Consider the following 21090-nt stretch of genomic DNA (forward strand, 5'->3'; position numbering starts at 1 on the left):
CCGCCTGCTGCTGGTTCACGCCGAAACTGTAGGAGCGCGCTTGCTCTGGGCCGCACTCGGACGATCTGGCGCGCAGCGGCAGCAAAATCAGACGACTCGGTTGTACCTGATACACCGCCTGCACCGGTTTTGCTGCCGGTTCCCGGCAGTTCGCGGGCAAGCGCGCTCCTACGCCTTCGGCAGAATCAAAAGCAGAGCTGCTCCTGCTCCCGCTTTTGATCTTCATACCGAGAAAGTCCAGACACCACAAAACGCGACTTGGGTGCAGGCTGAACGCAGGCGGCGCTCCGTGGGCCGAGCGGCAGGGATGCCGCGAGAGCCGCCCCCGGCCATGGATGGCCGATGGCGGCGGGCCCACGGAGCGTCGCCGGAGTGAAGGTACCTCGACGAAGTCGAGGCCAAACCAGGAGCAGGGCCTTTTTGGTTACTTTTTTGGCTCTTGAAAAAAGTGACCCGCTGTAAGAGCGGAACCCTAATCAGCGCCACCCTCAATAATGGATATACACCCGAAACCCAATGCCCACCGTGACACGAGCCGTGAACCGTGAACCGTGAACACCCAAAGTGTTCCCCCAGCAACAGCCAATCAACACTTACCCCCTCCAGAATTGATCCTCCCCCAGAAGCAAATCCCCCCTGCCCCCCCTGAAGCCCCGGTTTTACTGCCGTCCAGACACATCGCCGAGGCTGGCACGCATGCTGCTTTGAACCTCCCAAAGGGTCTATCCGCCCATCCCCATCGCGTTGACCGCGACCTGCACGGTGCCATGCAGCACCTCGGGTGACCGACCCCAAGGACCTACAACATGTTGGTAGTTTCAATCTCAGGCAGCCCCTCCACCCGCTCCCGCTCCGGCGTCGTGCTCAAACACGCCGCGCAATGGCTTACCGCTCATGGTGTGGAAGTGAAAGCCGTTCGCCTTCAGGACTTCAACGCCGAAGACCTTCTCTACGCCCGCTTCGACAGCCCCGAGGTCATCGCCTTCATCGACGCCGTGGCCAAGGCCGACGGGCTCTTGATCGGCACGCCGGTGTACAAGGCCTCGTTTTCCGGCGCACTGAAAACCCTGCTCGACCTGCTGCCAGAACGCTCGCTGCACGGCAAAGTGGTGTTGCCACTGGCCACCGGCGGCAGCATCGCCCATATGCTAGCCGTGGACTACGCCTTAAAGCCGGTACTGTCCGCGCTCAAATGCCAGGAAGTGCTGCACGGCGTATTCGCCATCGACAGCCAGATCAGCTACAGCGATAACGACCTCGGTGGCGAGCTGGATGAATTGCTGACTCAGCGCCTTCAGGACGGGCTGGAGCATTTTCATCTCGGTCTGCAGCACCGCACAAACGCGCGGCACAAGGAAGCGGGCGGGCATTTGAAGCTGGCGCTTTAAATGCCGATCCCCTGTAAAGGCGCTCTCGCCCGCGAAAGCAATGTGTCTGCCCCGAAGGTATTGCCTGACACACTGCAATCGCGAGCACGATCACTGCTCCAGCAACGGATACAACGACAACACCAGTAATGCAGCCATCACCCCGTTAAACACCCGCAACCACAAGGGGTCGCGCAACACGTTGCGCAGCAGGCTGCCAAACCCCGCCCACAGGCTCACGGCGGGCAAATTGACGATGCCAAATACCAAGGCAATGATCGCGACGTTGGTGAAATAACCGTTCATGGGCGTATAGGTACTGATCGCGCCGATCGCCATGACCCACGCCTTGGGGTTGACCCACTGAAACGCGGCCGCGCTCAGGTAACTCATCGGCCGGGCATTGGTCTGCTCGCTGTCGCTGGCTGGGCCGGACGTGGCGATCTTGTGCGCCAGGTACAGCAAATACGCCGCGCCTGCATATCGCAGCACGGTGTACACAATCGGGTAGGCCTTGAACACGGCGCCCAATCCAAAGCCGACCGCCAGTACCATCAGCGCAAAACCGCAGCTGATGCCGAGCATGTGGGGAATGGTGCGGTTGAAACCAAAGTTCACGCCTGAAGATAACAACATGGTGTTGTTCGGACCGGGCGTGATCGATGAAACGAAAGCGAACAGAATGAAAGCGAGCAGCAGGTCGGCAGTCAGCATGATGCGAGTCCAGAAGTGTCTTTGGTTCCTGGCAGCAACGCTATCGAAAGCACCGTCGGAAACACATAGACAGACACGCTGACTTTCAACCATACAGTGTCATGTAAATCGCAAACTTCAGGAAACTGTTACCGCCTTGCAGTAGACACCTCAGCCTTGGCGAGCCCTGGAAGTCGTGTTGACCTGAGCATTGACTTCACCACGGTTATCGAACTCGTGGGCTTGCTGCATCTGTGGCTGAGCCATCAACTGGTTTTTGCGGGCCTGATACTCGTCATAGGACAAACCACGGCGATTGAGGTCTTCGAGGGCAAGCTGGTGAGTCTCTTCAGCGGTGTAAGGACGCAGCTCAGGATGATTGTCCGTGGCACAGCCAGAGAGGACAGCGACGGTAAGCAGCATGGCAAGGGCAAGAAGGCGGTTCATGAGAGACTCCATTCGGCTCGTTTCGGGAATGAGTCAAGGCTACGCCCCGGCCCGTTCGAGCAGAAATCAGTCGTCTCGATAGTCGGTATTGGCTACGTTGACGCGGTCCATCCTGCTTCAGCTGCTTTAACAATCTGAGGCAGACGACGCACGACCTGTAGAAGCCTGCCGGAGGTTACGACGTCACCTCCGACAGCTCCCACAATTGACCGGAGTGTCAGAAAAGCCGTTAAGCCAGCCAGTGCCATAGCAGCAGCGTGCCAATCAGCCCCACCACCGAGACGATGGTCTGCAGCACCGACCACACCCAGATCGTCTGTTTGAGCTGCAAGCCGAAGTACTCGCGAACCATCCAGAAACCCGCATCGTTGACGTGGCAGAAAAACACCGAACCCGCACCGATCACCAGCGCCACCAGCGACGCCTCAACCGGCGCAAGACCGGCCATCATCGGCGCGAGGATGCCTGCGGTGGTGGTGGTCGCGACAGTCGCGGAGCCCGTCGCCTGACGCAACGCCACCGCGATCAGCCACGCCAGCAGCAGGTAAGGCATGTGCGCGCCTTCGGCCACTTTACTGATGGTCTGGCTGACGCCGGCATCCAGCAGGGTCTGCTTGAGGCCGCCGCCCGCGCCGATCGTCAGCAACAGCACCGCGATCGGTGCCAGGCTTTTGCGCAGCGTGCCGCCGACCTGCTCCCGGGAGAGGCCGTTGGCCCAGCCCAGACAAACCGTCGCCGCCAGGACCGCAATGCCCAACGCCACTAATGGCTCGCCGAGGAATTTCAGCGTCAGTGCGACGTTGCTCTCTGGCTCCAGAGCGATTTTGGCGAGCGTACTGCCGAGCATGAGGATCACCGGCAGCAGAATGATCAGCAGCGACACGCCGAACCCAGGCTGACGCGTGACCTCGGGTTTGGCGGAAAACAACGCACCCAGCTCTACAGGTTCTTCAACATGAAGCCGTTTGGACAGCCAGTTGCCGTACAGCGGGCCGGCCAGAATCACCGCCGGCACCGCGATGCAGAAACCCAGCAACATGGTCAGGCCCAGGTCGGCGTGCAATGCACTGACCGCGATCAGTGGCCCCGGATGCGGAGGCATCAGGGCATGCAGGGTGGTCATGCCGGCCAGTGCGGGGATCGCGATTTTCAGCAGCGGCTGGTTGGACTGACGCGCCATGACAAAAATGATCGGCACCATCATCACCAGGCCCACCTCGAAGAACAACGGCAGGCCGATGACCATCGCCACCAGCGCCATCACCCATGGCAGCGCCTTGCCTTTGCCCAAGCCGAGCAAGGTGGACGCAATACGATCCGCCGCCCCCGATTCAGCCATCAACGCGCCCAGCATCGCACCCAGCGCGATGATCATCCCCGCCTCGCCCAGGATCCCGCCCGCGCCCTTGCTGAATGCCTTTGCAACGGCCTCCGCTGGCAACCCCGCGCCTATCCCGGCGATGAAAGTGCCCACCAGAATCGAGAGAAACGGCGGGAGTTTGGTGGCACTGATCAGCACAATAATCGTGGCAATGGCGATCAGGCAGCAGATGATCAACCGGGTGTCATGAAACACCCACGCAGCAGACGACAAATCCAAGCGCAACCCCTTATCGTTCGATTCTTATTGAAAGATGATCTGAAACAATTTGTTTCAGATGGCCAAACGATACCGGATGCGGCAAGACGTCGCAGCGGTTTTTTCGTACAAGGTGGCCGAAACGGCCTGTCATTCATCCATTCATCTAAATGAATCAGCATTTTGGAGGGATAACGCTTCCCTGCGCGCACTCGATCAGCACATCCCGCAACGCCTGAGCCGCGGCGGAGAGCTTGTGATCGGACAGGGTCATCAAGCCGATTCGACGCTCGATTCTGGGACCTTCCAGCGCAATGCATCGGGCGCCCAGTTCTTCCATCTGCTGAATACACAACGACGGCACCGCACTGACGCCCAGCCCATTGGCCACCATGCGCCCGACCGTCGACAGCTGATGACTTTCAAACGCGACCGGCAGTTTTCCGTGCCGGGTTTGCAGGTCCTGCTCCAGCAACAGGCGCACCGCTGACGGCCGTTGCAGGGTAATGAAGTCATGGTGCAGCAGTTCCTCCCATGTCACTTGCGCACGTTGGGCCAGCGGAGAATCCATGGGCACGACCGCGACAAACCGGTCCAGGTAAAACGAGGTGAAGGTCAGGTTGTTGCTCGACTCGGGCTCGAACCCGATACCGAGTTCGACCCGACGGTGACCGACCATTTCCAGTACCTGCTCGTTGATCACGTCATGGACCGCGACATTGACCCGTGGATAGCGCTCGCGGAACACCTTGAGCGCGATGGGCAGCAGATTGCCCGCGAACGAGGGCATTGCAGCCACCGACACCTTGCCCATCTGTAGGGTGAAGCGCTGGCGCAGCAGTTCTTCGGTGTTATCCCAATCGGCGAGCAGTTGCCGGGCCAACGGCAGCAATGCCTCACCTTCCGGTGTCAGGCTGACATTGCGCGTGGTACGCGTCAAAAGCTGCCCGCCCAGATCGTCTTCAAGCGCCTTGATGGTCAGGCTCAGCGCTGGCTGGGAAAGGTGCAGTCGCTCCCCCGCCTGAGCGAAGCTCAAACATTGCGCCACCGCGAGAAACGCCCGGAGCTGCTTTACGTTCATATATTTGTTTTTCTTATCAATCGATGAAAAAAACAAAATTAACAAATCACTGGTGCGGAGAGAAGATGCAGTCAACGCATACTGACAGCCCGATTGTCAGACACAACTACAACGAAGCGGGGTCGCATCATCATGGCTGGACTCGACAAACGCGTAGCAACGTACGAAGAGGCCCTCGCCGGGCTGACCGATAACATGACTGTACTGGCCGGCGGTTTCGGCTTGTGCGGCATTCCGGAGAACCTCATCGCGCAGATCAAGCGCATGGGCGTGAAAGGCCTGACGGTGGTCTCGAACAACTGTGGTGTCGACGGCTTCGGTCTGGGCGTTCTGCTGGAAGACCGGCAGATCCGCAAGATGATCTCTTCCTATGTCGGCGAAAACGCCCTGTTCGAACGCCAGTTGCTCAGCGGCGAGCTCGAAGTCGAACTTACCCCGCAAGGTACCCTCGCTGAAAAGCTGCGCGCAGGCGGTGCCGGCATTCCTGCTTTCTACACCGCGACCGGTTACGGCACGCCGGTGGCCGAGGGCAAGGAAACCCGCCAGTTCAACGGCCGCAACGTCATTCTTGAAGAGGCCATCACCGGCGACTTCGCGATCGTCAAGGGCTGGAAGGCCGACCATTTCGGCAATGTGGTCTATCGCCATACCGCGCAGAACTTCAACCCGGTCGTCGCCACTGCGGGCAAGATCACCGTGGTGGAAGTCGAGGAGATTGTCGAACCGGGCGTGTTGCTGCCAACCGAGATCCACACCCCTGGCATCTATGTGGATCGCGTCATTCTGGGCACGTTCGAGAAACGCATCGAGCAGCGCACGATCAAAAAGTCCTGACGCGCCAAGTCGACTCGAACCCCTTCATTGATTTTTCCGCAGACGACCCTCGAGCCTGCCGGACACAATAAAAGAGACCCAAGACCATGGCACTCTCCCGCGAACAAATGGCACAGCGCGTTGCGCGCGAACTGCAAGACGGTTTCTACGTGAACCTGGGCATCGGCATTCCGACCCTCGTCGCCAACTACGTACCCGAAGGCATCGATGTGATGCTGCAGTCGGAAAACGGCCTGCTCGGCATGGGTGAGTTCCCGACCGAAGCCACCATCGACGCCGACATGATCAACGCCGGCAAGCAAACCGTGACCGCTCGCAAAGGCGCGTCGATTTTTTCCTCCGCCGAGTCCTTCGCCATGATCCGTGGCGGCCATGTCGACCTGACGGTGCTGGGCGCTTTCGAAGTGGACGTCGAGGGCAATATTGCGTCGTGGATGATTCCCGGCAAGCTGGTGAAAGGCATGGGCGGCGCGATGGACCTGGTCGCGGGGGCCGACAACATCATCGTGACCATGACCCACGCGTCCAAGGATGGGGAATCCAAGTTGCTCTCGCGCTGCAGCCTGCCGCTGACCGGTGCCGGCTGCATCAAGAAAGTCCTGACCGACCTGGCCTACCTGGAAATCGAGGACGGCGCCTTCATCCTGCGCGAAACCGCACCGGGCGTGACCGTTGAAGAAATCGTCGCCAAGACCGCCGGCAAACTGATCGTGCCGGACGATGTGGTTGAGATGAAGTTCTGAATGCCGGACTTGCCACGCTTTTTGTAGGAGCGTGGCTTGTCCCGCGATCTTCCGCGAAGCGGAAGTAAAACCAGAGGGCACGGTGTATCAGATACAACTATGCCGCTTGGTTCTGCGACCGGTTCCCGGTCGATCGCGGGACAAGCCACGCTCCTACAATTAGCTCGCGGGCGTCAGCTTGATAAACCCACGCCATTGCGTTGTGCCATTCTGCCTCTTCAGTCATGAAGGGGCTTTGCTGTATCTAGAGCCGGACATTTTTTGCGTCACTGCCCACACTCAAAACAGCTCATTCCAATAACACCCTAACAATAACTCCAAGAGGTAAAACAACGTGGCCGCCGATATCGAAGAAAGCCGCTCCGCCCGATTTGCCCTGCGCTGCGCCAAATGGGCAGAACGCTGGTTCCCTGACTCGTGGGTGTTCGCCGCCCTTGCCGTGGTCATCGTCACCCTCGCGACGCTGGTGATCGGCGCCAAACCCGCTGACACCGCCAAGGCCTTCGGTGACGGCTTCTGGAGCCTGATTCCGTTCACCATGCAGATGGCCTTCGTGGTCATCGGCGGTTACGTCGTCGCCAGTTCGCCGCCTGCGGTCAAACTGATCGACCGCCTGGCACGCATCCCGAAAAACGGCCGCTCGGCCGTGGCCTGGGTCGCACTGATCTCCATGGTCGCTTCGCTGCTGAACTGGGGGCTGTCGCTGGTATTCGGCGGTCTGCTGGTGCGTGCCCTGGCACGTCGCACGGACTTGAAGATGGACTATCGCGCCGCCGGTGCCGCTGCCTATCTGGGCCTGGGTGCGGTGTGGGCGCTGGGTCTGTCATCGTCGGCTGCACAGTTGCAAGCCAACCCGGCCAGCCTGCCGCCGTCGATTCTGGCGATTACCGGGATGATCCCGTTCACCCAGACGATCTTCCTGTGGCAATCCGGCGTCATGCTGCTGGCCCTGGTGGTGATTTCGATCATCGTCGCGTACGCCACCGCCCCGGGTCCGGCCAACGCCCGCGACGCCAAGGAATGCGGCATCGATCCAGCGTTCAGCCTGCCGCCGCTGCCGCCACGCACCCGCCCAGGTGAATGGCTGGAATACAGTCCGCTGCTGATCATTCTGATGGTCGTGCTGGCGTCCGGCTGGTTGTACAACGAATTCAGCACCAAGCCTGCGATCACGGCGATTTCCGGCCTGAACACGTACAACTTCCTGTTCATCATGGTCGGCGCGCTGTTGCACTGGCGTCCGCGCAGCTTCCTGGATGCGGTGGCCCGTGCCGTGCCCACCACCACCGGCGTACTGATTCAGTTCCCGCTGTACGGGTCGATTGCAGCACTGCTGACCACGGTCAAGGGCGGTGATGCGCAAACGGTCGCGCACCATATTTCGACCTTCTTCACCAGCATCGCCTCCCACGACACCTACGCGTTGCTGATGGGCGTGTATTCGGCAATCCTCGGCTTCTTCATTCCGTCCGGTGGCGGCAAGTGGATCATCGAGGCGCCGTACGTGATGCAGGTCGCCAACGACCTGAAATACCACTTGGGCTGGGCGGTGCAGATCTACAACGCCGCTGAAGCGCTGCCAAACCTGATCAACCCGTTCTACATGCTGCCGCTGCTGGGCGTACTGGGTCTGAAAGCACGCGACCTGATCGGCTTCTCGTTCGTGCAGTTGCTGGTGCACACGCCGCTGGTGCTGTTCCTGCTGTGGGCGCTGGGCACCACGCTGGCGTACATCCCGCCTGTGATGCCGTGAAGCTGTAGGAGCGGCCGGGGTGGCGTTGCATCCCAGCCGCTCCTAAAGAGACAGCGTCAGCCTGATCTTTCGGCTTTGTAATTGCGCTCGACCTTGCAGACCCGCACGCTGTAGTGGCGGTACCAGGTCGAGCGACCTCGCTCGCGGATCTCCCGGTGTTCAGCGTTTTCCTTCCACGCCAGGATGGCTGCTTCGCTGGACCAGTACGACACCGTGATCCCCAGGCCATCTTCACCGCGCGCCGACTCAACGCCGAGAAATCCGGGCTGCTCGTGAACCCGTTCGAGCATCCGCTGCGTTGCCTGTTCGTATGCCTCGGCCTCTTGCGAGGTGCGGATCGAGGTGAAGATAACCGCGTAGTAAGGAACGGGAAACGTATCGTTCATCATTTTGATGCTACTCCCTGTTGGGCACACGCCTGCACAAACGCCTTGACCAGCGGCGGTGTGTGACCTTGTAGCGCCGAGCGCTCGGGCTGAAACAGGGTGGCAACGAAGAACGGATGTCCCTGCAGTTCCATCGCGCGGACTTCATCGTCCTCATCGTAGCCACTGACCTTCAGCGGCCCGGCAAAGACGTCTGCCTCGAGTTCCTTGCGCAGCCCATAACGGCAGCGATAACGCTCCTGGGTGTGCAGCGCGCCATAAGCCTCGGCAATCCGTGAACCGGCCAGCAGACGAATCGGCTCGAATGCCTCGACCAGCGAGCAACTGAGCGGCGTGATGATTGCGCGCGCAGAGTCCGGTGCTGTCTCGGCGTGCTCGGCGTCGGACCAGCCCAGGTGATTGCGTGCGTACTCAAGCAACGCGTGCTGGAAACCTCCACACGTGCCCAGAAACGGCACCCTGTTTTCGCGGGCATGCCGTATGGCCGTCAGCGCACCGTTCATGTCGCGATAAGGGCTGGCAGGGACGCACCAGATCCCGTCAAACGCATGAAGCCCGGCACCATCGCCTACGTCCGGCGTCGGCAGCCAGTGATACTCGATGCCGATGCCGGTTTCGTCTTCGACCCTGTCCAGCGCCAAGGGGATCGCCTGATGCGCCGGTACGCGGTCGTCATGGTCACCCACCAATGCAATGCGGATTTCGTGCTTTTGCTTCATGCCTGCTCCCTGATATCAAAACGCTTTGCGATAGATACGGGCCGGACTATAAGCTTGTCGCCATGCAATCAATATAGGCGTTCAAGCAAGTGATCAATGCAGCGGTGCAATACCGACTCAATCACGCCGACCTCGCCCTGATCCTCGCGCTGGTGCGCGGCAGGACACTGGCACGCGCCGCCGAGTTGCTCAGCGTCGATGTGTCCACGGTGTTTCGCTCGGTGCGTCGGCTGGAGGCCTGCGTCGGTACCGAGCTGTTTGAAAAAAGCCGTGCCGGGTATCAGCCCTCCAGTGCAGCGATAGCCCTTTCTCAACAGGCACAAAGCGCAGAACAGGCATTGGCTCTGGCGCAGATCAGCCTTGAGCAGGGTCAACAGATCGTCAGCGGGACCGTCCGGCTGACGTGTACCGAGGCGGTGCTGCAAAGCCTGCTGCTGCCCGCTTTGCGCCGTTTCATGCCGGACTATCCTGGCCTGCAACTGGAACTGAACACCTCCAGCACCTTCGCCAACCTGAGCCGCCGTGACGCGGACATTGCCCTGCGCCTGACCAATACGCCGCCGGAGCATCTGGTCGGCACGCGCCTGGGCACCGTCTCGTATCACGTCTGCGCCAGCGAGCAATACCTGCAGCGCGCCGGACACGCTGTGATCGAAGACATGTGCTGGGTTGCACCGGACGACTTTCTTCCCGACCACCCCACCGTCACCTGGCGACGCCAGCATTGGCCTCGGGTGAACCTGGCGTACCGCTGCAGCTCGATGTTGGGTGTCGCGCAACTGGTCCGTGCCGGGATGGGGGTCGCGGCGCTGCCTGACTTCATGCTGCGCGAAGGCGATCTCCAACGACTGGGCGAACCGCTCGCCGGCTACGACACGGCGTTATGGCTGCTGACGCGTCCGGATTGCCGGGCATTGCGCTCGGTGTCGGCGCTGTTCAGCGAATTGACCAGGAACCTCGCCCTGAGGTGAATGCCTGAACGCTAACCGGCCTGGTTTAACGCCTGACGGCCTGCTCCCGTCGGAATTGCCCTGGTGGAACGCCATGGGCCTTGCGGAAGCGCCGCGAAAAGTACGCTTCATCCGTGAAGCCGCAGATCTCGGCGATGTGGCTCAAGGGCTTGTGGCTGTTCATCAGGTGCGTGCGCGCAAGGCGCATGCGCCGCTCCAGCACCAGTTCCGAGAACGTACTGCCCGTCTCCTTGCGCAGCAGGTGGGTCAGGTAATTCGGCGACAGAAAGGCTGCGGCTGCCGCGTCGGTCAGGGTCATGGCCGGATCGGCGATGTGCGCGCGAATGTACTCCAACACGCGGCCCATCGCATCGCGCCGCCCTCTTCGTTCGGCCTTGTTGGCCGACAAGCCCAGCAACTGAGGCTCGAACAGGTTGCAGACCTTGCCGATCAGTTGCAGCAGGTAACCTCGCAACATCGAGCCCGACCCGAGCTGCCGGGTCTGGTCCGCTTCGCGCATCCGTTCCAGCAGCGCGGTCACCTGCGCGAATTCGGCGTCATCCAGGATGAAGTCCAGATGCTCCTGAAAGCGAAACGGTGCCAGCTCCGGTGCCTCGGCGAGGGAGACATCTTCCAGGTCCATCGGATCGCATGGCAGGTTATGCAGTAGAAATTCCTGAGAGAAATTGATCAGCACGAAGTTGCCGTCTTCAGGGTGCGGAATCACATGCAACCGATGCGGCAGAATGAACGCGAGGGTGTTGCGCGGAAACGGCCTGATGGCGCCACCGATATGTTGCACGGTATCGCCGCCAAGATTGATCTGGATCTGGAAATATTCGTGGCGATGGGGTGATGTCAGGGCCGGGCGAGCGGACTTGTCACGGATGTAAAAATCCATCCGGTCGCTGCGCTGTTGCATGCCATAGGTCGGGATGCGGGACGGGTTAGCCATCGCGGAAACACCTGAAATCACCTGGTTCGATCTGGCGCATGTTAGGGCAACAGCCGCCGTCGAACCAAGGGATTATCAAGGCGCTTAGTGCGTGTAGACGATGTTCGATAGCGGAATCAAACGAGGGTCACGGTCAGCTCGGCAATGCCTTCAATGCCCGCCGTTACCACATCACCGCGCTGCAGCGCACCGACGCCTGCCGGTGTGCCGGTGTAGATCAAGTCTCCAGCTTTGACCCCCACCGATTGCGAGAGGTACGCAATCACGTCCTTGACCGCCCAGATCTGGTCGGCCAGATCGCCGCGCTGACGACGTTCGCCGTTCACGTCCAGCCAGATGGAACCGGTGTCCGGGTGGCCGATCTTGCTGACCGGCAGCAGCGCAGTGGCAGGTGCCGAGGCGTCAAACGCCTTGGCCCACTCCCATGGACGACCCATTTTCTTCGCCTGCGCCTGAAGGTCGCGGCGGGTCAGGTCCAGTCCGACGCCATAGCCCCACACGTGGCTCAACGCGTCTTCCGGATGGATGTCCACGCCGTCCTTGCCGATCGCCACCACCAGTTCGATTTCATGGTGCAGGTCCTGGGTCAGTGGCGGGTAAGCAATGCTGCCCTCCGCTGGCACGACCGCATCGGCCGGTTTCATGAAGAAAAACGGTGGCTCGCGGTCAGGATCATGGCCCATTTCGCGGGCGTGTTCCGAGTAGTTGCGACCGACGCAAAATACGCGTCGGATAGGAAAGCGGCTGGAAGTGCCCGCGACAGCCAGCGATGGCGTGGCAACCGGCGCAATGACGAATTCGCTCATGGTCATGTCCTCGATGGAAGATTGATTGACATGACCGCAGTGTGTGCGAATGGCTGCGCGCAGAGTTGGACAGATCCCATGGGGTTTTGGACGAAACAACGCATTCGTCCGAATTGCGGCCCATACCCTCGCAACCCCGGACGTCAGCCGCGGCCAACGAATGGCATGCTACTGGCCATCACGGTCATATTGAGCACGTTCGCCGACAACGGCAGGCTCGCCATATAGCTCACGGCATCAGCGACATGCTGGACGTTCATCGTGGGTTCCACTTGCAGCTCGCCATCCGCCTGCAACACACCCTTGGTCATGCGATCGGTCATATCCGTCAAGGCGTTGCCAATGTCGATCTGTCCGCATGCGATGTTGTACTGGCGACCGTCCAGCGATGTGCTCTTGGTCAGGCCCAGCACCGCGTGTTTGCTGGAGGTATACGGCGAGCTGAACAGCCGTGGCGTGTGTGCCGAGATCGAACCGTTGTTGATGATTCGCCCGCCTTGCGGCACCTGACGACGCATCAGCCCAAACGCTGCACGCACGCACAGAAACATGCCGGTAACGTTGGTATCGATCACGTTTTGCCACTGCTCGACCGTCAATTCGTCCATCGGCACCGCAGGCGCACCGATGCCGGCGTTGTTGAACGAAACATCCAGGCGACCGAACGTGCTTTCGATCTGCGCGAACAGCGCCTCGACACTGGCCGCATCACGCACATCGGTCGGCACCGCCAACGCCCGCTGTCCCGCGGCTTTCGCCTGCTCGACCAACTCGGTCAAAGGCTCCAGACGGCGCCCCGCCAGCACCACGGCATACCCGTCCTTGAGCAATTGCAGCGCAACCGCGCGACCAATACCACTTCCGGCGCCGGTGACCAGCGCGACTTTCAGGGCAGACGATGAAGACATCGGGGGTTCCTTTTTTGTTAGAGGGGAATTCGTAGCAACCGCCATCAATCGGCTTGGCGTGCCGCCTCAGCTGTGCACCGGGGTCAGCACCGGCTGGCCGGCATAAAACGCCGTCAGGTTATCGGCAACCAACTGCACCGTGCCCCGCGAGGCCTCCGGCGACAGGCCCGCGACATGCGGGGTCAGCACCACGTTGTTCAGGGTTTTCAGCGCATCCGGGACCTGAGGCTCGTCGTCGAACACGTCCAGCGCCGCGCCAGCCAGACGGCCGTGCTGCAGGGCATCGATCAAGGCCTCCGTGTCCACCACGCTGGCCCGCGCAATGTTCAGCAGATAACCTTCCGCCCCCAGCGCGTCAATGGCCGCCTTGTCGATCAAATGCCGCGTTCCGGCGCCACCCGGCGTTGCCACGATCAGAAAATCGGACTCGGCGGCCAGTGCAAGCGGCGTGGCGCAGTAGTGAAAATCGACGTCCGCCCGTGGCGAGCGGCTGTGGTAATTGATCTGCATGTCGAAGCCCAGTGCCCGCCTGGCAATTGCCATGCCCACCGCGCCCAGCCCCAGAATGCCGAGGCGTTTGTTCGCAAACGAAGGCCGCGTGACCTTGCGCCACTCGCTGCGGCGTACCGATGCATCGGCTTGCGGGATATCACGTACCACCGACAACAGCAACGCCATCGCATGATCGGCCACACTCGGCGCGTTGACCCCGGCGCCGTTGGTCACCGTAATGCCGCGCGCTTCGGCGGCCAGCAGATCAACCTGTTCATAACCCGCCCCGATCACACAGATAATGCCAAGATTGGGCAGCGCCGCGATCTCATCGGCCGTGAAACCCAGCGGCCCGCGCGTGAGCACCGCATCGATTTCAGCCCCGCGATTCGCCACCGCCTCCGCCCGCGTCGCAGGCGTCGGCGCCAGAATCAAACGAAAACCGCTCTCCTCCAGAATCGGCAAGTACTCGTTCACGCTTTCAACCAGCACCAGCACCGTCTTCGTCATCGTTGCCCCACCGCGGAAAATTTCGATGAGGCAGACAGTAGCGCGAGTCAGAGCGGTTTTCACCCCTGAAAGCGATTCCCGCCAGACTTCTTGGCGCTGTACATCGCCTCGTCGGCATGGCGGAAGAGTTGCGTAAGGTCGGTGGCGTTTTCCGGGTAATTGGCGATGCCGATGCTGGGCTGGATCTGCCACTCATGGCCTTTGAGGACCATGGGCACATTGAGGGTCTTGCAGATTTTTTCCGCGACCTTGCGGGAATCTTCGGCACTGTTGACCCGGTCGAGCAGAATCACGAACTCATCGCCGCCGATGCGCGCCACCGTATCGGTTTCGCGCACACAATGTTTCAAGCGGTGAGCCACTTCCTGCAGCAGCAGATCCCCTGCGGCGTGACCCAGCGTGTCGTTGACCTGTTTGAATTTGTCCAGATCCAGATAAAGCAAGGCCAACCGCCCTTTGCTGCTTTTCGCCCGCTCCAGCGATTGCAGCAGACGTTCCTGCAACAGCATCCGGTTGGGCAACTGGGTCAACTGATCGTACTGGGCCATGCTTTTGAGTCGGTCATACAACTGCTTGCGCTCAATGGCGGCCGCCACCTGGGTCGACACGAATTGCAGCAGTTCCTTGTCGCGTTCGCTGTACTGCGGACAATCTGGATGACTCCTGACCAGCAGCGCGCCAATGATGCCGTGCTGCGTTTCCAGAGGAACCGCCAGCCAGGAAAGGCCATCGTTGCCCTGCATCTGCCTCAGATGTTGCGGGACGGCGTGGCCGGTAGCGTGGCAATCACTGGCCGGCGCCACCAGCATCGTGCGCCCCGTTCCGACGACTTCGGTCGCCAATGCTTCAGCCATCGGATGCGTCAGGGAAGGGTCATGCTCGTCGACGTGATAGGGAAAATTCAGCAAGCCGCTGTATTTGTCGCGCAAGGCGACGAAGAAATTGCGCGCTGGCAACAAATCACCGATGACACGGTGAATGTCTTTGAACAGCGCAGGCAGGTCACTGGCGACATGCGCCGCTTCAGAAATACGGAACAACGCGGTACGCATCGATTCCGCCCGCTTGCGTTCGGTGATGTCTCGGGCGACGGCGATTCGCAGGTGATCGACCTCCGACCAGCGAGCCGACCACATGATGTGCACCACCCTGCCGTCTTTGCGCAGGTAACGGTTCTCGAAACCTACGTTTGGCTGGCCCGCCATGATCTCGCTGGCGGCAGCCAGCGTACGCTCACGGTCCTCGGGATGGACCATGTCGATCATCTTGCGACCGATCAGTTCGTGCGGCAAGTAACCGAAGATTCGCTCCGAGGCAGCGCTGACGAAAACGAACCGACCTTGCGCGTCCACCACACAGATGGCGTCCAACAGCATGTCGACAAATCCCACCAACGCCGCATATGTGTTTGTTTCCATTCAACCAAAGCCACCTGCCAAGTAAAACGGTCATACGCCTGACGATCCAGCGTCATGAAAAATCCTCAAACTCGTCGCCATAGTGCCCAAACGCCGTGCGTTCGGCTATGTACCGATTGAGCAGGCCATCATAACGACCGATCTTTTCCAGCAGCGACATGCCGGTTGCCGGCACCAGACATTGCTGTTTAAGGTCTGAGCGATGCGCCTGGATAAACACTAGCGGCAAACACGCCGGTACGCGCTGCGGTGGTTTGCCGCCTCATGAACGAATCATGCACATAAGGAACGTCATCACCATGTTCAAAGGAATTTCCAGAACGTTGGGCACCACCGCGCTGGCCGGTGTCCTGCTGTATTCAGGCTCAGCAATGGCTGCCGACGAACCAGGCAAGGCGCTTGCCGCCAAGGCCGGCGTGCCATGGCCTGCCGTCATTGCGCATCGGGGAGCTTCGTTCGATGCGCCGGAGGAGACCGTTCCGTCTTACACCCTGGCCCGCGAACTGGGTGCCGATTACCTGGAAATGGACATTCAGCGCACCAAGGACGGCGTGCTGATCGCCTTGCACGACGACACCCTAGGGCGAACCACCAACGTCGCCGACGTCTATCCCGATCGGGCAAAAGACCCGGTGAGCAGCTTCACTCTGGACGAAATCAAACGTCTGGACGCAGGCTCCTGGTTCAACAAGGCCCACCCGGAGCGTGCGCGCGCCAGCTATGCCGGGCTAAAAGTGCTGACACTGGACGAGGTGATCGACATCGCCGAAGGCGGCAAAAACAAGCCCGGCCTGTACATCGAAACCAAGGTGCCAGCGCAGTTTCCCGGCATCGAAGAAGACCTGAAGAAGAAGCTGGAGCAACGCGGCTGGCTGAGTCAGCGCCCCGCCGCGGAAAAAGGCCACGTGAACGTGGCGCACATGCCCGGCCGGGTGATTCTGCAAACATTCGAGAAACCAAGCCTGGAACTGCTGCAGAAGGCGATGCCAAACACGCCGAAAATTCTCTTGCTGTGGCTGGGGGACGGTTATATCCAGGCAGCGTCTGACAAGACCTTCAAGGACTCCGGCGCCAAAGACAAAGCCAGTTTCTATGCGACTCAGCACGTGAAGTCCAAGGAAGAATTCGCGGCATGGATGGATTGGGCAAAAGCGCATGGCGCCATCGGCACCGGCCCTGCGTCGGCCTTGAAAAACGGTGGCGACCAGAGCTACATGGATCTGGTGCAACCGTGGATGAACAAGATGGCGCACGATCGCGGCCTGATCATCCACCCGTACACCGTGGACGACGCGGTGGACTTCAAGGCGCTCAGTCAGCGCGGCGTCGATGGTTTCTTCACCAACCGGGCTTCGGAACTGTTGAAGTTCTATGGACGGCCATCGAAGGAAAGCATCGATTCAATCTTGAAGAGGATCGGGTACTAGGAGCGACGCAGATGTGAATGTGGCCCGCAAGCTGGCTTTCTCACACAGGATCCGCGTCGTTCCAAAGCCATGAGGAAGACACCGATCCTGTGGGAGCCGGCTTGCTGGCGAATGCAGTGGGTCAGCAACATCTATGGCGATTGACCCACCGCATTCGTCCGAATTGCGGCCCATACCCTCGTAACCTCGGACGTCTCCCACAGGATTCGCGTCGTTCCAAAAACCTGAGGACGACGCGGTTGCCGGCCTACAGAACGCGAGTGGACCGCTTACGCCAGTTCTGCAACCACAGCTGCCAGCGCTTTCGCCGGATCGGCGGCCTGGCTGATGGGGCGGCCGATGACCAGGTAATCAGAACCGGCATCCAGAGCCTGACGCGGGGTCAGAATGCGGCGCTGATCGTCCTGCGCGCTGCCAGCGGGGCGAATGCCTGGCGTCACCAATTGCAACGACGGGTGCGCCGTTTTCAATGCCTGGGCTTCCAGCGCCGAGCACACCAACCCGTCCATGCCGGCCTTCTCGGCCAGCGCCGCCAGACGCAACACCTGCTCTTGCGGCTCGATGTCCAGACCGATCGCCGCGAGGTCTTCACGCTCCATGCTGGTCAACACGGTCACACCGATCAACAACGGCTTCGGCCCGCTGCGCTGATCCAGCACATCCCGACAGGCAGCCATCATGCGCACGCCACCGGAGCAATGCACATTGACCATCCACACGCCCATCTCTGCGGCGGCCTTGACGGCCATGGCCGTGGTGTTGGGAATGTCGTGGAATTTGAGGTCCAGAAACACTTCAAAGCCCTTGCTGTTCAGGGTTTCGACAATGCCCGACGCACTGCTGGTGAAGAGCTCCTTGCCCACTTTGACCCGGCAAAGCCTGGGGTCCAGTTGGTCAGCCAGTTTCAACGCGGCTTCGCGGGTCGGAAAATCCAGGGCGACGATGATAGGAGTCTGGCAGGCGGACATGAGCGGGTTCTCTGGCAAGTCGAAATCGGCGCGCATTGTAGCTGAACATCCTGCCGGGCGGGACCCGGCGGTCAGTAAATGGTAGCCGGGCATCCACTGGCAACGCCTAGGGGAGCGACGTTCGCCTTCGCCGTGCCACATTCTGTCTCCGTGTGGCTTCAGCAGCGCACCAATCCGGCACGATCACGTCGAAATCGCCGAACAAGCATCCTGTATACGACCCTCTTCGAAACATTACGACACACCTGCCCCTCACTGGCACGACCACTGCAGCGCGCTTTGTCCCGATGACCCAATCAATCCAGGGAGTGACGCATGAATACGCAACTGAAGCCCACGCTGGGCACGCTGCATTTGTGGGGGATCGCTGTCGGTCTAGTGATTTCCGGTGAGTATTTCGGCTGGAGTTACGGTTGGGGAGTGGCCGGAACGCTCGGCTTCTTGCTGACATCGCTGATGGTTGCGGCGATGTACACCTGCTTCATCTTCAGTTTTACCGAACTGACCACGGCCATCCCCCACGCTGGCGGTCCGTTCGCCTACAGTCGCCGGGCGTTCGGCGAGAAAGGCGGACTTATCGCGGGGCTCGCCACGCTGATTGAATTCGTGTTCGCTCCGCCGGCCATCGCACTGGCCATTGGCGCTTACCTGAATGTGCAGTTCCCGGCACTGGACCCGAAACACGCCGCCGTGGGCGCGTACGTTGTGTTCATGATCCTCAATATTCTGGGCGTCAAACTGGCCGCCACCTTCGAGTTGGTCGTCTGTGTGCTCGCGGTGCTGGAGTTGCTGGTGTTCATGGGCGTGGTTGCCCCGGCGTTCAGCTTCAGCAACTTCGCACTCAACGGCTGGGCCGGCTCAGACACCTTCGGCGCGCCCGCGATTGCCGGCATGTTCGCAGCGATCCCCTTCGCCATCTGGTTCTTCCTCGCCATTGAAGGCGCTGCCATGGCCGCCGAAGAAGCCAAAGACCCCAAGCGCACGATCCCCAAGGCTTACATCAGCGGCATCATCACGCTGGTATTACTGGCCATGGGGGTAATGTTCTTTGCGGGAGGCGTCGGCGACTGGAAAGCCTTGTCGAACATCAACGACCCTTTACCTCAGGCCATGAAAGCCGTGGTGGGCGAAAGCTCCGGCTGGCTGCACATGCTGGTGTGGATCGGTCTGTTCGGGCTGGTCGCCAGCTTCCACGGCATCATCCTGGGATACTCGCGGCAATTCTTTGCTCTCGCCCGCGCAGGCTATCTGCCGGCCTCGCTGGCAAAGCTGTCGCGTTTCCAGACCCCGCACCGCGCGATCATCGCGGGCGGCCTGATCGGCATCGCGGCGATCTACAGTGACGGTCTGATCAACCTGAGCGGCATGACGCTGACCGCGGCAATGATCACCATGGCGGTGTTCGGCGCCATCGTCATGTACATCATGAGCATGTTGAGCCTGTTCAAGCTGCGCAAGACCGAGCCGCTGCTGGAACGCACCTTCCGCGCCCCGGGCTACCCGATCGTGCCCGGCATTGCATTGGTCCTCGCGGTGGTTTGCCTGATCGCCATGGCCTGGTTCAATGCCCTGATCGGCCTGATCTTCCTGGCGTTCATGATGGTGGGATTCATCTATTTCGGGCTGACCGGAAACGCTCGCTCCGCCGCACCAGCCGATTCGATGCTGACCGGGATCTGAGCACGCTCACAATACCTTTGCAGGCGTCGGCAAACCGACACCTGCAAAGGTGCTCCTGGCCTGTACCTGTCAGACCGGACGTCTCCTACAATTGAACCACTGGGCAGCACCGTTGCTCAAAGCGGTATCACAAGAAGGAGAGAGCCTCATGCCCTGGTACGCCTGGTTAATTCTGGTAATTGCAATTGGCTCGATCGTCGGTGGTTTGCTGATGCTCAAGGATTCAGCGAAAAAACTGCCCCTGACCGAAGAACAACTCAAGCGCGTCCATGAGCGCAACGCAGAAATGGACGCCAAGGAAGCCCGCGACCGCTGACCCCCTCGGGCGGTGAACACTCACCGCCCCCCTGCCCCCGTCAGTCCTGCCCGTCCCCCTGATCCAGCGCCACGGGGTGATGACTGGCCTGCGGCGTGACGGCGATCCGGAAAGGCTGGAAGATCTTGAACATCTGCCCGTTCTCACGCAATTGCCTGATCAACTCCCCGAATTTCTCCCCCGTGATCGGCGCGTTGGGCCTTAATAACGCGAAATGCCGATACACCTGATCCACCCGATCCGAGACCAGAAACTGATCGGCGTCCGCGGGATTATTTGACAGAAAGGTACTCAGATATGAACGCGTGACCAGGGCAATGTCCGCCCGGTCCCGTAGCACCATGAGCAGATTGCTGTCGTGGGAGTAGGTCAACGTGGCGTTGTAGTTGTCTGCCAGGAACTTGGGATCGGCGTTGAAATGGGCGAACGCGTAGTGATACCCGCTGAACAGCGCCAGGCGTTTGCCGTGCAGGTCATCGAAAAAGTTTTGCGAGCGACCCTGCACGCGATGCGCGACAAAAATTTCTGCGTCTTCCAGCCCCATGTCGACGTCCTCGTGAGGGATGTCCTTCCAGCCCCAGGCGGGATTCTCGAAGATCGCCATGTCAAAACGGGCTTGCTGGAAATCACGGAACCGGCGGGGAATCGAGGTCGGGACCATTTCGAACCGGTATTGGCTCTGCATGGCATTCAGCGCACTGACCATCTGCGGCAGCAAGCCGGTGTCTTCACCGCGCTCAGGGCGAATCGTGTACGGCGGAAAGTGCGCCGCGCCAATGCGCACCACCTGTGCCGCGCCCGCTTGCCAGGCCCACAGCGTGGCGCTGACCAACAGCAGCGTTTCAACAGCCATCCGCACGGGGGTAGACATCAAGACAAAGCACCTCTGGCGAATCGGATTACGTAAGCTATGCGTTTGCGAACAATTAGACAACGGTCAAACAACGTTGGAACCGCTTTATTCACAACCCGAATCTTTGAGTCACTGTCGCGACGCAATTTAGGCCGAGCATGTCCGTCAGACAAGCCTCTCGCCGGAGATTGGCTCGGCCGGTGCA

Annotated in this window: 22 protein-coding genes; 8 read left to right on the forward strand and 14 right to left on the reverse strand. The window is 60.4% G+C overall.

The annotated features are described in order from the left end of the window. On the reverse strand, window positions 1-226 hold a 226-nt coding region (locus BMY73_RS28425; RefSeq protein ID WP_218190161.1), incomplete at its 3' end, for a hypothetical protein. A gap of 580 nt (window positions 227-806) precedes the next feature. Here BMY73_RS28425 and ssuE point away from each other — a divergent pair. Next, the gene (ssuE, locus tag BMY73_RS18425; RefSeq protein WP_092408860.1) at window positions 807-1388 is read left to right on the forward strand and encodes an NADPH-dependent FMN reductase; all 582 of its coding nucleotides are present in this window, start codon (window positions 807-809) and stop codon (window positions 1386-1388) included. Window positions 1389-1478: 90 nt separating this feature from the next. Here the strand turns inward: ssuE and BMY73_RS18430 are convergent, their stop codons facing one another. From BMY73_RS18430 to BMY73_RS18445, 4 genes are all read right to left on the reverse strand, one after another. Next, window positions 1479-2084, reverse strand: coding sequence for a LysE family translocator (locus tag BMY73_RS18430; protein ID WP_092408924.1), 606 nt, complete (start codon window positions 2082-2084; stop codon window positions 1479-1481). 147 nt (window positions 2085-2231) lie between these two features. Further along, entirely contained in the window at window positions 2232-2507 is a 276-nt protein-coding gene (locus tag BMY73_RS18435; RefSeq protein WP_062390529.1) for a hypothetical protein, read from the reverse strand. Window positions 2508-2736: 229 nt separating this feature from the next. Continuing rightward, window positions 2737-4107, reverse strand: a complete 1371-nt coding sequence (locus BMY73_RS18440; protein ID WP_092408926.1) for a GntT/GntP/DsdX family permease — start codon at window positions 4105-4107, stop codon at window positions 2737-2739. A 154-nt stretch (window positions 4108-4261) separates the two neighbouring features. Next, window positions 4262-5167 (reverse strand): LysR family transcriptional regulator, encoded by a 906-nt coding sequence (locus BMY73_RS18445; protein WP_092408862.1) that lies wholly within the window; start codon window positions 5165-5167, stop codon window positions 4262-4264. Between the two features lie 132 nt (window positions 5168-5299). Between BMY73_RS18445 and BMY73_RS18450 the strand changes: the two genes are divergently transcribed. The 3 genes from BMY73_RS18450 to BMY73_RS18460 all read left to right on the forward strand — a co-directional run bounded on the left by BMY73_RS18450 (window position 5300) and on the right by BMY73_RS18460 (window position 8497). After that, entirely contained in the window at window positions 5300-6001 is a 702-nt protein-coding gene (locus BMY73_RS18450; RefSeq protein WP_062390523.1) for a CoA transferase subunit A, read from the forward strand. Window positions 6002-6087: 86 nt separating this feature from the next. Further along, window positions 6088-6744, forward strand: a complete 657-nt coding sequence (locus BMY73_RS18455; protein ID WP_092408864.1) for a CoA transferase subunit B — start codon at window positions 6088-6090, stop codon at window positions 6742-6744. A 334-nt stretch (window positions 6745-7078) separates the two neighbouring features. Continuing rightward, window positions 7079-8497, forward strand: coding sequence for a short-chain fatty acid transporter (locus BMY73_RS18460; RefSeq protein WP_062390512.1), 1419 nt, complete (start codon window positions 7079-7081; stop codon window positions 8495-8497). 56 nt (window positions 8498-8553) lie between these two features. Here the strand turns inward: BMY73_RS18460 and BMY73_RS18465 are convergent, their stop codons facing one another. Beyond that, the gene (locus BMY73_RS18465; protein WP_092408866.1) at window positions 8554-8886 is read right to left on the reverse strand and encodes an antibiotic biosynthesis monooxygenase family protein; all 333 of its coding nucleotides are present in this window, start codon (window positions 8884-8886) and stop codon (window positions 8554-8556) included. Then, window positions 8883-9602: a CTP synthase C-terminal region-related (seleno)protein gene (locus BMY73_RS18470; protein WP_092408868.1), complete on the reverse strand. Its 720-nt coding sequence runs from the start codon at window positions 9600-9602 to the stop codon at window positions 8883-8885. The genes BMY73_RS18465 and BMY73_RS18470 overlap by 4 nt, the downstream gene beginning before the upstream one ends. Before the next feature lie 89 nt (window positions 9603-9691). Between BMY73_RS18470 and BMY73_RS18475 the strand changes: the two genes are divergently transcribed. Further along, on the forward strand, window positions 9692-10573 hold the full coding sequence (locus BMY73_RS18475; protein ID WP_175500210.1) for a LysR family transcriptional regulator: 882 nt from the start codon (window positions 9692-9694) through the stop codon (window positions 10571-10573). Window positions 10574-10598: 25 nt separating this feature from the next. On the opposite strand, the gene BMY73_RS18480 is transcribed toward BMY73_RS18475, so the two are convergent. The 5 genes from BMY73_RS18480 to BMY73_RS18500 form a co-directional block, all read right to left on the reverse strand. Then, the gene (locus tag BMY73_RS18480) at window positions 10599-11507 is read right to left on the reverse strand and encodes a helix-turn-helix transcriptional regulator (RefSeq protein ID WP_092408870.1); all 909 of its coding nucleotides are present in this window, start codon (window positions 11505-11507) and stop codon (window positions 10599-10601) included. Between the two features lie 116 nt (window positions 11508-11623). Next, on the reverse strand, window positions 11624-12313 hold the full coding sequence (locus BMY73_RS18485) for a fumarylacetoacetate hydrolase family protein (RefSeq protein ID WP_092408872.1): 690 nt from the start codon (window positions 12311-12313) through the stop codon (window positions 11624-11626). Between the two features lie 143 nt (window positions 12314-12456). Then, window positions 12457-13221: an SDR family oxidoreductase gene (locus BMY73_RS18490; RefSeq protein WP_062390500.1), complete on the reverse strand. Its 765-nt coding sequence runs from the start codon at window positions 13219-13221 to the stop codon at window positions 12457-12459. Between the two features lie 66 nt (window positions 13222-13287). Next, the gene (locus BMY73_RS18495) at window positions 13288-14223 is read right to left on the reverse strand and encodes a 2-hydroxyacid dehydrogenase (protein WP_092408928.1); all 936 of its coding nucleotides are present in this window, start codon (window positions 14221-14223) and stop codon (window positions 13288-13290) included. A gap of 59 nt (window positions 14224-14282) precedes the next feature. After that, window positions 14283-15641 (reverse strand): sensor domain-containing protein, encoded by a 1359-nt coding sequence (locus BMY73_RS18500; RefSeq protein WP_092408874.1) that lies wholly within the window; start codon window positions 15639-15641, stop codon window positions 14283-14285. 299 nt (window positions 15642-15940) lie between these two features. Here BMY73_RS18500 and BMY73_RS18505 point away from each other — a divergent pair, with 299 nt between their 5' ends. After that, the gene (locus BMY73_RS18505; RefSeq protein ID WP_256571211.1) at window positions 15941-17068 is read left to right on the forward strand and encodes a glycerophosphodiester phosphodiesterase; all 1128 of its coding nucleotides are present in this window, start codon (window positions 15941-15943) and stop codon (window positions 17066-17068) included. Window positions 17069-17337: 269 nt separating this feature from the next. Here the strand turns inward: BMY73_RS18505 and pyrF are convergent, their stop codons facing one another. After that, the gene (gene pyrF / locus BMY73_RS18510; protein ID WP_175500212.1) at window positions 17338-18036 is read right to left on the reverse strand and encodes an orotidine-5'-phosphate decarboxylase; all 699 of its coding nucleotides are present in this window, start codon (window positions 18034-18036) and stop codon (window positions 17338-17340) included. A gap of 315 nt (window positions 18037-18351) precedes the next feature. On the opposite strand from pyrF, the gene eat reads away from it, so the two are divergent. Further along, on the forward strand, window positions 18352-19716 hold the full coding sequence (eat, locus tag BMY73_RS18515; RefSeq protein ID WP_092408880.1) for an ethanolamine permease: 1365 nt from the start codon (window positions 18352-18354) through the stop codon (window positions 19714-19716). Between the two features lie 148 nt (window positions 19717-19864). Further along, window positions 19865-20032: a DUF2897 family protein gene (locus BMY73_RS18520; RefSeq protein WP_074758439.1), complete on the forward strand. Its 168-nt coding sequence runs from the start codon at window positions 19865-19867 to the stop codon at window positions 20030-20032. 40 nt (window positions 20033-20072) lie between these two features. Here the strand turns inward: BMY73_RS18520 and BMY73_RS18525 are convergent, their stop codons facing one another. Continuing rightward, on the reverse strand, window positions 20073-20903 hold the full coding sequence (locus BMY73_RS18525) for a substrate-binding periplasmic protein (RefSeq protein ID WP_092408882.1): 831 nt from the start codon (window positions 20901-20903) through the stop codon (window positions 20073-20075). Window positions 20904-21090 lie beyond the last annotated feature (187 nt).

The organism is Pseudomonas sp. NFACC02, assembly GCF_900110765.1.
GTDB lineage: Bacteria > Pseudomonadota > Gammaproteobacteria > Pseudomonadales > Pseudomonadaceae > Aquipseudomonas.

What these genes read in the sequence shown, in the direction of transcription:
- BMY73_RS18525 (WP_092408882.1), bottom strand. Translation starts at nt 20,903, where the DNA reads ATGTCTACCCCCGTGCGGATGGCTGTTGAAACGCTGCTGTTGGTCAGC.
- eat (WP_092408880.1), top strand. Translation starts at nt 18,352, where the DNA reads ATGAATACGCAACTGAAGCCCACGCTGGGCACGCTGCATTTGTGGGGG.
- BMY73_RS18470 (WP_092408868.1), bottom strand. Translation starts at nt 9,602, where the DNA reads ATGAAGCAAAAGCACGAAATCCGCATTGCATTGGTGGGTGACCATGAC.
- BMY73_RS18465 (WP_092408866.1), bottom strand. Translation starts at nt 8,886, where the DNA reads ATGATGAACGATACGTTTCCCGTTCCTTACTACGCGGTTATCTTCACC.
- BMY73_RS18495 (WP_092408928.1), bottom strand. Translation starts at nt 14,223, where the DNA reads ATGACGAAGACGGTGCTGGTGCTGGTTGAAAGCGTGAACGAGTACTTG.
- BMY73_RS18445 (WP_092408862.1), bottom strand. Translation starts at nt 5,167, where the DNA reads ATGAACGTAAAGCAGCTCCGGGCGTTTCTCGCGGTGGCGCAATGTTTG.
- BMY73_RS18455 (WP_092408864.1), top strand. Translation starts at nt 6,088, where the DNA reads ATGGCACTCTCCCGCGAACAAATGGCACAGCGCGTTGCGCGCGAACTG.
- ssuE (WP_092408860.1), top strand. Translation starts at nt 807, where the DNA reads ATGTTGGTAGTTTCAATCTCAGGCAGCCCCTCCACCCGCTCCCGCTCC.
- BMY73_RS18490 (WP_062390500.1), bottom strand. Translation starts at nt 13,221, where the DNA reads ATGTCTTCATCGTCTGCCCTGAAAGTCGCGCTGGTCACCGGCGCCGGA.
- BMY73_RS18450 (WP_062390523.1), top strand. Translation starts at nt 5,300, where the DNA reads ATGGCTGGACTCGACAAACGCGTAGCAACGTACGAAGAGGCCCTCGCC.
- pyrF (WP_175500212.1), bottom strand. Translation starts at nt 18,036, where the DNA reads ATGTCCGCCTGCCAGACTCCTATCATCGTCGCCCTGGATTTTCCGACC.
- BMY73_RS18500 (WP_092408874.1), bottom strand. Translation starts at nt 15,641, where the DNA reads ATGGAAACAAACACATATGCGGCGTTGGTGGGATTTGTCGACATGCTG.
- BMY73_RS18520 (WP_074758439.1), top strand. Translation starts at nt 19,865, where the DNA reads ATGCCCTGGTACGCCTGGTTAATTCTGGTAATTGCAATTGGCTCGATC.
- BMY73_RS18485 (WP_092408872.1), bottom strand. Translation starts at nt 12,313, where the DNA reads ATGAGCGAATTCGTCATTGCGCCGGTTGCCACGCCATCGCTGGCTGTC.
- BMY73_RS18505 (WP_256571211.1), top strand. Translation starts at nt 15,941, where the DNA reads ATGTTCAAAGGAATTTCCAGAACGTTGGGCACCACCGCGCTGGCCGGT.
- BMY73_RS18480 (WP_092408870.1), bottom strand. Translation starts at nt 11,507, where the DNA reads ATGGCTAACCCGTCCCGCATCCCGACCTATGGCATGCAACAGCGCAGC.
- BMY73_RS18435 (WP_062390529.1), bottom strand. Translation starts at nt 2,507, where the DNA reads ATGAACCGCCTTCTTGCCCTTGCCATGCTGCTTACCGTCGCTGTCCTC.